Below are 13,774 nucleotides of genomic sequence, written 5' to 3'. Positions count from 1 at the left end.
AGTAGCAGACTCATTTGACCAATTTTTATCCATGATTACTAGAACAAAAAATAAAGCTAATTATACTCAGAATGAAAATGAATTTAATCTACCGGATATTACTTTTCCGATAGAAGCATTAGAACTTTGGGAAGAAAATCCTAAAAGGATTTTTAGAGTGTCAGAAAGAGATATACCGATTTATATAGAAAAATTGGAAGCATCGGAAAGAGGGCGTGCAATAATAGGAAAATTTAAAACATTGACACTTACTGAAGAACAGCAGGAAGTAGTAGCAAGATTAAAAGAAGAAGGACTTTTGGCAGACGGCATTTTTGAATGAAAAGTTAAATTTTAATTACCATAAGAAGCATAAGAAATGCTGTTGGTAACATCAAAAACACAGTGTACACGATGCGCTCGGCAGGCAGATTGAAAACACCAGCTGGATCGTGACGGTAAGCCATGCAACCGCACCACCTTCCTGTGGGACGGGCTGCAGATGATTCAGGAAAGCAGCGCAGACAAACGGCAGAGCCTGTATCTGTATACTGACGAAGGCAGCTATGAACCGCTGGAGCGGATAGACCGGACCGGTAATCAGGAACAACACATCTACTACTTCCATACCGACCTGAACGGCATGCCGGAGGAGCTGACGGATGAAATAAATAAAGGCTTTCAGCCTCATAAAATAGATATGGGTACAATTAGTGATAAACTAAAAATAATTCATAGAGGGAATGATTTAAAACATTGCGAAATTATTCCGGCTCATTCAATTCCATTGGTTGATTATATTGATGAACTAGCAAAAATAAAGGTATATTAAATATGAATATTATATTTCCTGAATATTATGATGATTTATTAGAAATGGAGTGTAAATCAAAGGGGTGTGCGTTGAACTTTAATATCAACTTAAATGGAGTTAAGATGATATTTAATTTTTATGACATAGTAAGATTTACTCAGGATGCTAAATCTGAGCTTGAAGAATATGGTTTTTTTAGGGATGAAGATGCTGTAATCCTTCCTGAGGTTACTCGTGAGAAAATTTATAAATATTTAAGTTCTTTAAGTTAAAAAAAAGCCGGAAAGTTTCCTCCAACCGTTCTGATTTAATTTGCCAAAATGAATATAGAAAAACATAAAACTTCATAATGGGCAACTGCATCGCCATTACCCTGCCGGACGGACGTACTATCAACAAACTGTATTATGGTTCCGGCCATCTATGCCGGACCCGATTGGGTTAGATGGTGAGTTCAATTTGTATGCGTATGTCAAAAGTCTGCTAACATATATTGATCCGCTAGAATTAACTTGCTGCAGTATAAAACCTAGTAAAAATTTTAAAGATCACTTTATCCGACACAAAGATCTCCTTAAAAAATATTTAGACAAAAAATACCCAAAAAGGAAGGTTAACGAGGGGCTGAATTTTTAAAGGATATTGAGATGTTGCGAGATAGTGGGAAGTTAGTCTATATTGGTCAGGGGACAATAAAAAAAGGCAACCACTAATAGAAATATATAGAAGGGAAGGAATGATTTATATATCCAAAAAAACTACCTAATGACTCAGAAGAATTTGTAACGCTTATTGAGTCTGGGAAAGGTATGGATATTGGGATTATTTTTTCTCAATAGAGAATGACTATGGAACAATTATTTAACCGCATGATACAAGGTACTATAAGTGATGTTATGGTTTCTGGTTATATAGATGCTGAAACTCTACCAGTTTTCCACCCAATGTATGAGAGGATATATTTCATCGTAAATAAAAATATCTTCGAATTATATATTGATGATGGAATTATTCGCCATAATCAGTTGAAAAATATAAATGAATGGTTTGATCTTGATGAAGATGACCAATTTTCTTTGATGTCTATATATTCACAACTATTTAAGACTGAACAGGAAATAAAAGTAACACAAATTGACTACAAAGCGATCCCGTTTTCTACTATTGAGATTAATTACAAAGATGGGGAAAATGAAAGGCAATTGTTTTTAGATCCAAATAATTTTTTTGGCTTCACTTACTATAACTAATAAAAAAAACCGAGTAAGAAAATCAAATCTTTCCGGTTTTTTTATTTAACTCTCGATTGATATAAATACTATCCGCATCACATTACCGAAATCCGGCAACTACTGGCGCTATTAGATATGCAAAAAATACAACCGACAGGGACAGAGTGATTACCACTACGACGTGACCGGACGCATTGAAAGCTGCCTCAACGAATCCTACTGGGAAACCATGCAACTGAACCACCTTCCTGTGGGATGGACTGCAGATGATTCAGGAAAGCAGTGCAGACAAACGGCAGAGCCTGTATCTGTATACCGACCTGAACGGCTTGCCGGAGGAGCTGACGGATGAAGCCGGTGAAATCGTCTGGGAATGTTCATGCCAGCTGTGGGGCAAACCGATACAGGAGATTGCCCATAAAGAGATACAACAGAACCTGAGGTATCAGGGACAGTATTTAGATAGAGAAACCGGACTGAACTACAATACTTTCAGGTATTATGATCCGGATATAGGACGCTTTACCCAGCCTGACCCGATTGGGCTGCTGGGTTGGTTTAATCTGTATCAGTATGCGCCTAATGGGTTGACTTGGGTGGATCCACTTGGCCTAAGAAAATGTACAACAGGTTTTAAAAACGCCAATGATGCGGGGCGAGCAGCACTTAGTAAATATAATCCAATGTCGATATTCAAAAATCGTGAGTATGGTGGGATCATATTTAAAGCAAAAGATGGCACTTATGGCTATACAAGGGGGCGACTTGGTTCGGGTAGAACTGCACCAACATTTAAAGAATCAGCAGGAGGTTTACCTAAGGGCTCAACACCAGTTGGTCAATATCACACACATGGTGATTACTCTGATATTAATTTTAATCGAACGAATAAAGCTGGTGATGTTCATAATAGTGATAAATTTTCTAATAGTGATATTAGCATTCATAATCGTGCTAATAAAACCTTTCCTAATTATACCAATGTATTAGGAACACCAAGCGGGAGCTTTTGGAAGATATTTGGTAAAGTTAGTGGGCCAGATGATGCTATACCGTTATAAGGAAGTGCATATTATGTGTGAAAACTACATTTTTAAGCTTGATAAAAGATATACCCCTTTTCTATTTAAAGCTATAGAAGCAGCCAAAAATAGTGAGTTTGTTTCCAAATGTAAATATGATATTAATAATTTTTATATTTCTTTTAGTAATCATATAACGATAAAAAAAGAGATTAGATATTATACAATACGTTTCTATTCAAAAGAGATTACGCAAGATAATTGGATGGATGTTGGAGTTGGTGGAATAGAAATAGATGATATAAATGTTGATATAAATGTTGATACAGGTGAAGTAATTTATGTTTATGGGAGTCGCTGACCAGTTGATCGGTAAATACAATAATAGAAAGGTTCAAAGCGATTATCTATAAGATTTAACCATTAGAATTTAAATAAAAAATGCCAGTAGCACCCAGAATTCTAGCTACAACGCCCTAGGCCGGCATATCGAAAAACATCAGATAGACCGCGAAGGCCAACCCTACAACCGTACCCGCTTCCTGTGGGACGGCTTAAGAATGATTCAGGAAACCGGCCCGAATCATCCTACCAGCCTGTATATCTATACAGACCAGAACAGCTACGAACCACTGGCGCGGATAGACACAGACGGCAACCAAGAACAACATATTCGCTACTTCCACACCGACCTGAATGGCTGCCCGGAAGAGCTTACCGACGAAAACGGTAAAATACTGTGGGAATGCAGCTTTCAGCTCTGGGGGAAACGGATTCATGAAATCGAATACGAACCCATAGAGCAAAACCTCAGATATCAGGGACAATATTTAGACAGAGAAACCGGCTTACATTACAATACTTTCAGGTACTATGATCCGGATATAGGTAGATTTACTCAGCCAGACCCGATTGGGTTGCTGGGTGGGTTTAATCTGTATCAGTATGCGCCTGATGAGTTGACTTGGATTGATCCGCTAGGACTTGCAGCACTTTATGATATAGGTACATATGGCAGCTTAAATGGAACAAAACATGTAGGTGATAACCTACAAGCCCATGAACTTATTCGCCATGAATATCTGAAACAATTAGGTCTGGCTGATAAAGCACGATTGTCTTCGAATCCTTCGATTGCGCTAGATCTTGATCATCATACTAGAAGTCCTTCTAAAGATTCACGAGGAATTGGAGGAGTACATTACCATGAAGCACAAATTAGGGCAGAGAAAGGATTAGGTCGTAATCAATTCGCGTCAACAATCAAAGAAGAATTGGATATAACATCTGAAGCTCTGAGAAGAGCTGGTGTTCCTGAAGAGAAAATTGGTATACTGAGAAAAAAATCAGAGAGATTTTATAAAAAAATTAGCAAATGTTAATGGAGATATCATGCAACAAGTATATGAACTTATACCTTCATCAAATGAAAATAGTGGTATCAAATTTGGTGGAGGAGCATTTATTGATGGCAAGTGGCCCCAAAATCCATTAGGTGAAAATTTAACATTATTATTCACAATTGATAATGATAAATTATCTGACTCTATTAGTGGAATTAATCTTCCTAAAGCTAAATATATTTCCGTATTTTCAACATATAATGAAAATAGATATTTCTTGGACGATATTGTTTATTCCGGTGATGATGCAGAACTTGATCACTTAAAATCAGGATTTACAAGAGTAACGCTAACAGACATATCAAAGCTATGCGAAAATAGTAATAACCTTGTTCCTCAATATCTTGAATTAAAAAAAACACAATTAGAGAATAGTGATTATCCAACATTTTCTTTTTTGTCAAATAAAATACCCAATGGAATTGTTGCTTGTGAAAAATTAATGCATGAATATGATTTTATTGGTCAATTATATTCATCAGATATTCCAGTTCATGATGGTGGAGCATTATTTTTATCTGATGCTATTGGGTATTTATTTTTAAAAAAGAAAATTGATGATTTTAATAATGCGGGTCTTTTTTTTGCTCAAACGGCATAATTATTTTAACATAACTATCTAACTGCACCGCGAAGTATCACGCACTCAGGGACGCCTGAACACCCAGTTTAAATACGACCGCAACAGCCGGCTGCAACGCAAACAGATACAGCGCAATCAGAATCCCATCCTGCCTGATATCCTGCTCGAACGCAGCTACCAGTACGACAACCTCGACCGATTGGTAAGCAAAAAACATAGCAAACACGGCCAGACCGATTACCGCTACGACGTAACCGGCCGCATCGAAAGCTGCCGCAACGAAGCGTACTGGGAAACATTGCAATACGATGCTGCGGCCAACCTGCTGGATAGAAGACGCGGCGAAGAAGAAAGCAATCAAAACCTGATCCGCTTTAATCAGCTGCTCAGCTTCCGCGGACTGAAATACAGCTACGACGAACACGGACGAACCCGCAGCAAACAAACCGCCAGCGGTACTTAGTATTACCATTACGATGCCGAACACCGCCTGACCGAAGTGCGTATCGAACAGCTAAACCATACTGAACGCTACGGCTACGTCTACGATGCCCTCGGCCGGCGGATAGAAAAACACCGGCTGGACCGTGACGGCAAACCATGCAACCGCACCACCTTCCTGTGGGACGGACTGCAGATGATTCAGGAAAGCGGCGCAGACAAACGGCAGAGCCTGTATCTGTATACTGATGAAGGCAGCTATGAACCGCTGGCGCGGATAGACAGAAACGGTAATCAAGAACAACACATCTACTACTTCCATACCGACCTGAATGGTATGCCGGAGGAGCTGACGGATGAAGCCGGTGAAATCGTCTGGGAATGCTCATACCAGCTGTGGGGCAAACCGATACAGGAGATTGCTTATACAGAGATACAACAGAACCTGAGGTATCAAGGGCAATATTTGGACAGAGAGACCGGACTGCACTACAATACTTTCAGGTACTACGATCCGGATATAGGCCGCTTTACTATGCCTGACCCGATTGGGTTGGTCGGCGGACTCAATCTGTATCAGTATGCACCTAATGGATTTACTTGGATTGATCCACTTGGATTACATGTATCACACGGAATTGATGTTCTCGCTGATGACTGGGCACTAAAGGTGCCCATGCTCATATTGACAAAATGGAGATTGCAATAAAACCTGGAAAAAATGGTGAAATAATTTACAAACCTGTATTTAGCAATACGAATGCAGAATCAATTGCTTGGAAAAAAGCTACTAATAAATTAGATGATTATTTATCAAATCCTAGAAATAAAGCAAAAGTTGTCGACTATTTGGAAAATGCCAAGGTCAGGTGGCCACGTAAGGGAGCTGAATGGAACCATTTACAAAAAGCATTGAAAAAACATGACATAGTAAAAGGAAAACTTGGCAAAATGAAAAAGATAGGGTGTTAAATATGGAAATGTTAAATATAGATATTATTGATATTATTAACAATGGCAGTTTTTTAAAGTGTCTACCGTCTTTAAAGAGAGACATTTTTTTTCATTGTTGTCAAATAGAAACGATGAAATCAGCAACTTTGTATACTGCTAAAATAGGATTCTTTGATATAGAAATAGGTATTTATAAAAAGGAATATAATGACTACGAAATAATTAATTTATCTGACGATAAAAAGGATTCTAATTATATAGCTATTCATGATATGCATGGAATAATGACAATGAATTTCAATAATATATTACAGTCCAACATCATCCAATTACTACCAGAGTATAAAGTAAATCATATAAATAATATAGAACAAATGGAAATATGTTTCTGTAGTGGAAGTACTATAATTTATCAGGATACCGATTTACCACCAGAAATTATATCAAATACGTTAAAGTCTCCAATTTTATAAATTGTAATTAGATCTAAACATTCAGTTTATTCTAGAAATAAAATTATACTCATATAATAAAAATTAATAAATTAAATATTTTTAACATTAAATAATATTTAATTACCTAAATAAGGTAAATATTTTGATGTAGGTCCTGACTATTTATGCCATTAATATATTAAAAGAATATTTAGTAGGGAAAAATAGGATTGTCCTTTACTTATTATAAATAGACAGGATTATATTGATTGTGTTTTTAAAACAATTAAAGAAAATAGATAGTTAAAAAAAATAAACCAATTGTGACAATAAAACCAGTTGTTTAGTCTCTAGTAGGCTTGACTTTAGCTATAATGCCTATAGCCGTGTTATCGGCAAATATACCCCCGACACCACCACCTATCAGTACGACCCACTGGGCAATCGCATCGCTACCACCCTGCCGGATGGGCGCACCATCAATAACCTGTATTACGGCTCCGGCCACCTGCACCAGATTAACATCGACGGCCACATCATCAGCGACATCGAACGTGACAACCTGCACCGCAAAATATTACGCACCCAGGGACGCCTGAACACCCAGTTCAAATACGACCGCAACAGCCGGCTGCAACGCAAACAGATACAGCGCAATCAAAATCCCATCCTGCCTGATATCCTCATCGAACGCAGCTACCAGTACGACAACCTCGACCGATTGGTAAGCAAAAAGCACAGCAAACACGGGCAGACCGATTACCGCTATGATCACACCGGCAGAATCGAAGGCTGTCGCAACCAGAGATACTGGGAAACCCTGCAATATGATGCCGCTGCCAACCTGCTGGACAGCAAATACAGAGAGGACTACAGCAACTACAACCTGATTCGCTGTAACCAGCTCCTGCATTTCAGAGGACACCACTACCGTTACGACGAGCACGGCAGAACTGCCAGTAAACAGACCACCGGTGCCACCCAGCATTACCACTACGACGCCGAACATCGCCTGAGCGAAGTACGCATTGAACAGCTCAACAAAACCGAACGATACCGCTACCTCTATGACGCCCTTAGCAGACGCATCGAAAAACAAAAGTTAGACCGCGAGGGCAAACCTTACAACCGTACCCGCTTCCTGTGGGACGGCTTAAGAATGATTCAGGAAACCGGCTCGAATCACCCCACCAGCCTGTATATCTATACAGATCAGAACAGCTACGAACCATTGGCGCGGATAGACACAGACGGCAACCAAGAACAACATATCCGCTACTTCCACACCTACCTGAACGGCATGCCGGAGGAACTGACGGATGCAAACGGTAAAATACTGTGGGAATGTAGCTTTCAGTTATGGGGAAAGCGGATTCATGAAATCGAACATATCCCCATCCAACAAAACCTCAGATATCAGGGACAATATTTAGACAGAGAAACCGGCTTACATTACAATACTTTCAGGTATTATGATCCGGATATAGGTAGATTTACTCAGCCAGACCCGATTGGGTTGCTGGGTGGCTTGAATCTGTATCAGTATGCATTTAATTCTCTAATGTGGATTGATCCATTAGGATTAGCACCATGTGCTAAAGTAAGTGAGTTTGATCGTATAAAAAGTGGTAAAGTCTATAGAGTTATTAGACAAGATGAAAACATATCTTCTGGATTGTTTTCACTAAACCCAAATAATATAAAAACGGTTGCAGGACATGTAACATCAGGAAGTCGTTCTCCATCTCAGTTTATATCTGCAACCAAAGATTTAAGTATCGCTGAAAAATGGGCTAGTAAAACTGGAAATAGAATAGTTGAAATAGACTTGAGTAAAATTTCGGGTGGGGCAATTGATATATCTTCTACTAAAGGTCTTGACCTCTTAGGTAATCAATTTGCAAGACGATTAGCTAAAGGTTCTTCGGAGGTGCTATTTGACGCATCTATTCCAGCAAATGCAATAAAACTAATTAATTAGGTATTTTATGAAAATTATAAATTCTGATGTTAATGAAAAGATTATCGGTGTAGTTGAAAAAATTAGATTACTAGATAAGTTAGATGAACAAACAATGAATGATCTCTATACTTCACTGGATGAGATGGTAACTAATTATAAAGAAAAAAATTTTATTTCAAAGGAATTAGCATATAATCTTTTAGTCCTGCATGACAATTTAGAAGGTGCTTTAAACTTTGGCTCTTATGAAGACATGGAGTATATAAGTAATATTAATTCAAAAGTAAGCGAATATATTGAAAAAATATTTCTAAGTTAAAAAGAAAAACTGAAATTAAATCAGGATGACTAATGGTACTAACACTATGACGCCCTTGGCAGATGCATTGAAAAACGGAAGTTAGACCGCGAAGGTTAACCGTACAACCGTACCCACTTTCTATGAGACGGGTTAAGAATGATTCAGGAAACCGGCTCGAATCACCCCACCAGCCTGTATATCTATACCGACCAGAACAGCTACGAACCACTGGCGCGGATAGACACAGACGGCAACCAAGAACAACATATCCGCTACTTCCACACCGACCTGAACGTCTGTCCGGAAGAGCTAACTGATGCAAACGGTAAAATACTTTGGGAATGCAGCTTTCAGTTATGGGGGAAACGGATTCATGAAATTGAGCACGAATCAATAGAGCAAAACCTCAGATATCAGGGACAATATTTAGATAGAGAAACCGGCTTACATTACAATACTTTCAGGTATTATGATCCGGATATAGGTAGATTTACTCAGCCAGACCCGATTGGTTTAGCTGGTGGATTCAATCTTTATCAGTATGCGCCTAATGGGTTAACTTGGATTGATCCACTTGGTTTAATGCTCTTATATAGAGGTATGAATCTTGCAGAATACGATGAATTAATGAAAACTGGAAAGTGGATATCACCTCCAAGCACCTTAGAAGGAAAATGGTTTGCTGAGTCCTATAAAGATGCTGTTACATGGGGTGAAAAAATGGGACATGGTGGTGATTTCCGTGTCGTTCAGGTTAGCGTTCCTGATAATATAGCAGATGCAGCCTATAAAAATCCTCGATTAGATGGTATAGGAAAAGCTAGATTTATTGATAATGTAGTCCTTAATAAGGCTAAAATAAAGCCTAAATGGAGTAAATGTATACATCAACCAAAATGTTAACGAGGAGAAACAAAATGGAAAATTGCAGAGTTAATGTCAAAATTTATTGGACCCCTATACAACAAGGTGGAAAAAAAACTCTTCCCCTAAATATAAAATACTATGTTATTACTAAACCAATGGAAGGTAAAAATGGCGATATTTCATCTTGGTCATTAGTATTAAATGTTAAAAGTTACGAGCTAGTAGAATCAACTCAAAGAATAGGTTTAGGAGAAGCCTATTTTTTAATGGAAGATGCACCAAGCTTTTTACTTAAGAAAGGATTTATGATGAATATTTATGAAGGACCTAAACTAGTTGGTACAGTTGAAGTTCTATGACTATTTATACTTATGTGTACTAGCTCAAACTTAATCTGACAAATACTACCTACTCATCGGCATTCGTTCTAACACAATGACTGTCTGATGAGTAAAATAAATTCTCTAGCTGCTTTTCTTTAGCCAGTCCTTTTGTCTCTACCCAAGTTTGCCAAGGTGTCTTACCATAACAGTATTTCCCTGGACTCAATCTGTATCAGTATGCACCCAATGCGCTAATTTGGGTGTATCCATATGGTTTAATTTGTATTATAAATTCAAATTAATGTGTTACGGGCAATAAATCAAAGTCGAGAGCACCTTGAATTGACGGGTACAATTTAAATCCTGGACAAAAATCAGATTTATATTTAGACAAAAATGGATTAACTATACCAAATCAATGCGGTGCTTTAACATTTAAAACTCCAGAGCAATCACCATTAACTGGAAATTACCACAAACTCCCAGAAAGAACTACTTCACCTAATGGGTTAGCTGACAAATTTGATGCTCAAGATGTAGGTTGAACAATGTCAACTGGTCATGCAACAATATATCCCACTAAACCAATGAAGCCTCAAACTTTGGTTGAATTTTATAATTCCTTATCTTGGGAACATATTGGAAAAAATAAAATGTGTAAATCAAATCAAATGCAAATTCTTTTTGATGAATGTATAAAATTACAAGATAACTTATTAGATAATATATTTTTATTATCGAAATGTCCTAATCTAGTAACATTAATAGAAAAAAATTTAATAGGTGATATAAATGCATCTTTATTATATATTATCAAACAATTACCAGAAGAAATAAAAATTAGTTTACTACCAAATATTATAGAAATAATGAAAAACTTAGATGGAAAAACTAAGTTATGTCAAGATATCATTTTATCTATGAATAGAGAGTGGTTAAAAAAAAATATTTGGTCATATTCTAAATATGTCTTCGATGATCAAGATTATCAAAGCTTTGGAATATTTATGTATTTATTTAATTCTATAAGCGATGAGTTATCCCAAAAGCTTGCTATTCTAGCTTTAGAAAGTGATGATGAAGATGTTCGTGAGATAGGACAGATTTATTTCGATTTATCATCTAAAATATAATATTAATTAAGAATCGGATATCTCCCTTTTCTAATTGACAAAATTAATTAAATTGTAAATAGAGTAAGCTTCTAACTGTATGAAACAGGTACAGGAAAACAGACATATCCCGACGCAATAAAAATATGCGTCATCAGGGACAGTATTTGGACAGAGAAACCGGACTGCACTACAATACTTTCAGGTACTATGATCCGGATACAGGCCGCTTTACCCAGCCGGACCCGATTGGATTGCTGGGTGGCTTGAATCTGTATCAGTATGCGCCTAATGGGTTGACTTGGATTGATCCTTTAGGATTCTCAAAGGAAGGGGTACCACATGGCTTTAAGAGCTATGGGCAATTTAAGCAATTTGGTCAAACATTACAGGCTGGTCTGAGTAAATTAGGATATCCTAGCTCAGTTTCATACATGCAAGGAAGTTCTGTATCTGGTGTAAGCTTCTCTACAAGACAACCTTTTGATGTTGGTCGTGTTAGTGATTTTGATGTAGCTATATCACATCCAGAGCTATATCAGAAAGCAGAATCCTTAGGGATAGGAAAAGTTGGACGAACTTGACCAATTAAGATGGGTAGTAATATGGCTAAAGATTTAGGTATAGATGATATTCTACAAAGATTATCTAGAATGTCTGGAGATAGACCTGTAAATGCTATGATTTTTAAGTCTTCAGTTGAAATCAAAGCTAAAGGAAAAGGAATCAGAATTCCAGGGAAATGTGGCGGGCGATAAATGAAAAAATTTTATTTTCTAAAATACGGCAGTAATAAATCTAAAAAAGAGATAAGTGAATTGTTGAATAATAAATGGGATATAACTTGCTCTGAACATGATAGCTTTTATTTTGGGGTGTACTTCTCTTACTGTGGTCTTTATGCGGACAGATTAACTATTACAGATAATTATATCCCGCTATCCGACGAGTGGTTAGATGAAGAAAATAAAGAATTCTGTACATTAATAGAAGTATCTTTTATTAATGGAAAAAATTCTGATAAATTAAGTAAATATAAGTTTTTAAAAAATGTACTTAATCAGGTCGATATACTATCGATGATAAGTGACAAATATATTGAAGAAAATTAATCAATACTTGATAGGTTGTAGTAAAAACTCTCCTTGGATTATTTTGGCTTTTTACTTTCTTGACGTATTAGTAATATCCAGTTTAATTTGTACTAGCTTAAACTTAATCTGACAGACACTATCTACTCATCGGCATTCGTTCTAACACAATGACTGTCTGATGAGTAAAATAAATTTTCTAGCTGCTTTTCCTTAGCCAGTCCTTTTGTCTCTACCCAAGTTTGCCAAGGTGTCTTACCATAACAGTATTTCCCTGAATGTGCTCTTTCCCGATTGTAAAACTCTAGCCAAAGCTCAATATCTTGTTGTATCTCTTTCAATTCTGTATATATTTTACGTCTAAACATAATATCATAACATTCGGTCTTTATCGTCTTATGGAATCGCTCACATATACCATTCGTTTGCGGACTGTAGGCTTTTGTTTTCGTATGCTCTATATCCTCCAATATTAAGTCAAAAGTAAATGAGGGGTGGACAAACTTAGACTTAATGAAGAATGGATATGCTCCAATAGGCCCAGATGGAAAACAAATGAACCTTCATCATATATTAGGAAAAGAACCCGGCCCAATGGTCGAGTTAGTTTCCTCAACTCACAAACAATATCATAAGCAAATTCATGGATTAATTGAAAATGGAGGGAGCTTTAGAAATACATCTGCTCTAGATAGGCAGTATAATAAATTCAGAAAAGAATATTGGAAATTAAGAGCATTGGATTTTATGTGAGGTAACTATATGGGTGATATTAAAAATCTTGTTACGCGTTTAAATCATGGCGCTCAAGACGAAGTATATTGGCTTGGAGCTTGTGATGAATCACAAATTAACATACTTGAAAATAAGCTAAATTTGTCGTTACCAAATGAATTAAAAGAATTCATTTTATTGGTTGGTGGCGGAGGTGTTGTTGGTGAAGAAATATCAGGCATAGTTGATAATGATGCCTTGGCTGAGTCTGGAGGAGCTATTTATTATGATACTTGTCAGTGTCGAAAGGAATACTCGTTACCATCAGATATGGCAGTTATTTATTTTAAAGATGACGATGTATGTTGGTGTGTTGATTGTAGGAAAAATACTTATGGACAAATAGTTAATTATGATCTTTTCTCAAGAAAAATATCAAACGTTCTTGCACCGTCATTCAGATTTTTTTTTGAAGAATATGTAAACTTACGGACGTAAATTAAGACTGTCGCAACCAGAGATACTGGGAAACCCTGCAATA

General features: G+C 36.9%; 21 protein-coding genes and 7 pseudogenes. 24 read left to right on the top strand and 4 right to left on the bottom strand.

Translation table 11 applies throughout. From position 1 onward, the window contains the following. From B6C99_RS13205 to B6C99_RS12130, 9 genes and pseudogenes are all read left to right on the top strand, one after another. The coding region (locus B6C99_RS13205; protein WP_158092480.1) for a hypothetical protein at positions 1-322 on the top strand (322 nt) is incomplete at its 5' end. Between the two features lie 159 nt (positions 323-481). After that, entirely contained in the window at positions 482-811 is a 330-nt protein-coding gene (locus tag B6C99_RS12165; RefSeq protein WP_086360062.1) for an RHS domain-containing protein, read from the top strand. A 2-nt stretch (positions 812-813) separates the two neighbouring features. Continuing rightward, positions 814-1,065, top strand: a complete 252-nt coding sequence (locus tag B6C99_RS12160; RefSeq protein ID WP_086360061.1) for a hypothetical protein — start codon at positions 814-816, stop codon at positions 1,063-1,065. Between the two features lie 576 nt (positions 1,066-1,641). Beyond that, complete coding sequence (locus B6C99_RS12150) at positions 1,642-2,043, top strand: hypothetical protein (protein ID WP_216819484.1); 402 nt, start codon at positions 1,642-1,644, stop codon at positions 2,041-2,043. A gap of 221 nt (positions 2,044-2,264) precedes the next feature. Continuing rightward, positions 2,265-2,639: pseudogene (locus tag B6C99_RS13785) on the top strand (RHS repeat domain-containing protein); the annotation flags it as partial. Further along, positions 2,622-3,086, top strand: a complete 465-nt coding sequence (locus B6C99_RS13780; protein WP_371265844.1) for a DUF4329 domain-containing protein — start codon at positions 2,622-2,624, stop codon at positions 3,084-3,086. The pseudogene B6C99_RS13785 and the gene B6C99_RS13780, both read left to right, overlap by 18 nt. A 13-nt stretch (positions 3,087-3,099) precedes the next feature. Then, positions 3,100-3,408, top strand: coding sequence for a hypothetical protein (locus tag B6C99_RS12140; RefSeq protein WP_025315298.1), 309 nt, complete (start codon positions 3,100-3,102; stop codon positions 3,406-3,408). A 106-nt stretch (positions 3,409-3,514) separates the two neighbouring features. Beyond that, positions 3,515-4,429: pseudogene (locus tag B6C99_RS12135) on the top strand (RHS repeat domain-containing protein); the annotation flags it as partial. A 10-nt stretch (positions 4,430-4,439) separates the two neighbouring features. Further along, a complete protein-coding gene (locus B6C99_RS12130; RefSeq protein ID WP_086360056.1) occupies positions 4,440-5,051 on the top strand; it encodes a hypothetical protein in 612 nt (203 codons plus the stop codon). 37 nt (positions 5,052-5,088) lie between these two features. Here B6C99_RS12130 and B6C99_RS12125 read toward each other — a convergent pair whose 3' ends face one another. Next, positions 5,089-5,505 (bottom strand): hypothetical protein, encoded by a 417-nt coding sequence (locus tag B6C99_RS12125; protein WP_086360055.1) that lies wholly within the window; start codon positions 5,503-5,505, stop codon positions 5,089-5,091. 12 nt (positions 5,506-5,517) lie between these two features. Here B6C99_RS12125 and B6C99_RS13580 point away from each other — a divergent pair. From B6C99_RS13580 to B6C99_RS13775, 5 genes and pseudogenes are all read left to right on the top strand, one after another. Beyond that, positions 5,518-5,610: pseudogene (locus B6C99_RS13580) on the top strand (hypothetical protein); the annotation flags it as partial. A 60-nt stretch (positions 5,611-5,670) separates the two neighbouring features. Beyond that, on the top strand, positions 5,671-6,183 hold the full coding sequence (locus B6C99_RS12120) for an RHS repeat domain-containing protein (protein ID WP_256363515.1): 513 nt from the start codon (positions 5,671-5,673) through the stop codon (positions 6,181-6,183). Then, positions 6,168-6,446, top strand: a complete 279-nt coding sequence (locus B6C99_RS12115) for a hypothetical protein (protein WP_216819481.1) — start codon at positions 6,168-6,170, stop codon at positions 6,444-6,446. The genes B6C99_RS12120 and B6C99_RS12115 overlap by 16 nt, the downstream gene beginning before the upstream one ends. A 2-nt stretch (positions 6,447-6,448) precedes the next feature. After that, positions 6,449-6,901: a hypothetical protein gene (locus B6C99_RS12110; protein ID WP_086360052.1), complete on the top strand. Its 453-nt coding sequence runs from the start codon at positions 6,449-6,451 to the stop codon at positions 6,899-6,901. A 343-nt stretch (positions 6,902-7,244) separates the two neighbouring features. After that, positions 7,245-7,328 (top strand): annotated as a pseudogene (locus tag B6C99_RS13775) (hypothetical protein); the annotation flags it as partial. A gap of 111 nt (positions 7,329-7,439) precedes the next feature. Here the strand turns inward: B6C99_RS13775 and B6C99_RS12100 are convergent. Further along, positions 7,440-7,961: a hypothetical protein gene (locus B6C99_RS12100; protein ID WP_086360051.1), complete on the bottom strand. Its 522-nt coding sequence runs from the start codon at positions 7,959-7,961 to the stop codon at positions 7,440-7,442. Positions 7,962-8,021: 60 nt separating this feature from the next. Between B6C99_RS12100 and B6C99_RS12095 the strand changes: the two genes are divergently transcribed. The 4 genes and pseudogenes from B6C99_RS12095 (at position 8,022) to B6C99_RS12080 (ending at position 10,352) form a co-directional block, all read left to right on the top strand. Next, the gene (locus tag B6C99_RS12095) at positions 8,022-8,843 is read left to right on the top strand and encodes an RHS repeat domain-containing protein (RefSeq protein ID WP_086360050.1); all 822 of its coding nucleotides are present in this window, start codon (positions 8,022-8,024) and stop codon (positions 8,841-8,843) included. A gap of 7 nt (positions 8,844-8,850) precedes the next feature. After that, positions 8,851-9,144: a hypothetical protein gene (locus B6C99_RS12090; protein WP_025315306.1), complete on the top strand. Its 294-nt coding sequence runs from the start codon at positions 8,851-8,853 to the stop codon at positions 9,142-9,144. 45 nt (positions 9,145-9,189) lie between these two features. Then, positions 9,190-9,708: pseudogene (locus B6C99_RS13770) on the top strand (RHS repeat domain-containing protein); the annotation flags it as partial. Positions 9,709-10,043: 335 nt separating this feature from the next. Beyond that, complete coding sequence (locus B6C99_RS12080; protein ID WP_198208113.1) at positions 10,044-10,352, top strand: hypothetical protein; 309 nt, start codon at positions 10,044-10,046, stop codon at positions 10,350-10,352. Positions 10,353-10,401: 49 nt separating this feature from the next. On the opposite strand, the gene B6C99_RS13110 is transcribed toward B6C99_RS12080, so the two are convergent. Beyond that, positions 10,402-10,542: a hypothetical protein gene (locus tag B6C99_RS13110; RefSeq protein ID WP_179189189.1), complete on the bottom strand. Its 141-nt coding sequence runs from the start codon at positions 10,540-10,542 to the stop codon at positions 10,402-10,404. A gap of 322 nt (positions 10,543-10,864) precedes the next feature. Here B6C99_RS13110 and B6C99_RS12075 point away from each other — a divergent pair, with 322 nt between their 5' ends. From B6C99_RS12075 to B6C99_RS12065, 4 genes and pseudogenes are all read left to right on the top strand, one after another. After that, positions 10,865-11,449 carry a hypothetical protein gene (locus B6C99_RS12075; protein WP_086360049.1) on the top strand — a complete coding sequence of 195 codons (585 nt, stop codon included), beginning with the start codon at positions 10,865-10,867 and terminating at the stop codon, positions 11,447-11,449. Positions 11,450-11,571: 122 nt separating this feature from the next. Next, a pseudogene (locus B6C99_RS13765) lies at positions 11,572-11,760 on the top strand (RHS repeat-associated core domain-containing protein); the annotation flags it as partial. 273 nt (positions 11,761-12,033) lie between these two features. Continuing rightward, a complete protein-coding gene (locus B6C99_RS13425) occupies positions 12,034-12,186 on the top strand; it encodes a hypothetical protein (RefSeq protein WP_216819479.1) in 153 nt (50 codons plus the stop codon). Further along, positions 12,187-12,540, top strand: a complete 354-nt coding sequence (locus tag B6C99_RS12065; protein ID WP_086360048.1) for a hypothetical protein — start codon at positions 12,187-12,189, stop codon at positions 12,538-12,540. It begins immediately after the preceding gene. 122 nt (positions 12,541-12,662) lie between these two features. On the opposite strand, the pseudogene B6C99_RS12060 reads toward B6C99_RS12065, so the two are convergent. Next, positions 12,663-12,995, bottom strand: a pseudogene (locus tag B6C99_RS12060) (integrase core domain-containing protein); the annotation flags it as partial. Between B6C99_RS12060 and B6C99_RS13760 the strand changes: the two are divergent. Then, positions 12,979-13,272 (top strand): HNH/ENDO VII family nuclease, encoded by a 294-nt coding sequence (locus tag B6C99_RS13760; RefSeq protein ID WP_342351836.1) that lies wholly within the window; start codon positions 12,979-12,981, stop codon positions 13,270-13,272. The pseudogene B6C99_RS12060 and the gene B6C99_RS13760 overlap by 17 nt on opposite strands. A 9-nt stretch (positions 13,273-13,281) precedes the next feature. Next, positions 13,282-13,731, top strand: a complete 450-nt coding sequence (locus tag B6C99_RS12050) for an SMI1/KNR4 family protein (protein ID WP_025315295.1) — start codon at positions 13,282-13,284, stop codon at positions 13,729-13,731. The last annotated feature ends 43 nt before the right edge of the window (positions 13,732-13,774 follow it).

It is taken from the genome of Gilliamella sp. N-G2 (assembly GCF_002142215.1).
GTDB lineage: Bacteria > Pseudomonadota > Gammaproteobacteria > Enterobacterales > Orbaceae > Gilliamella.
This window is presented reverse-complemented; position numbering and strand designations above follow the sequence as displayed.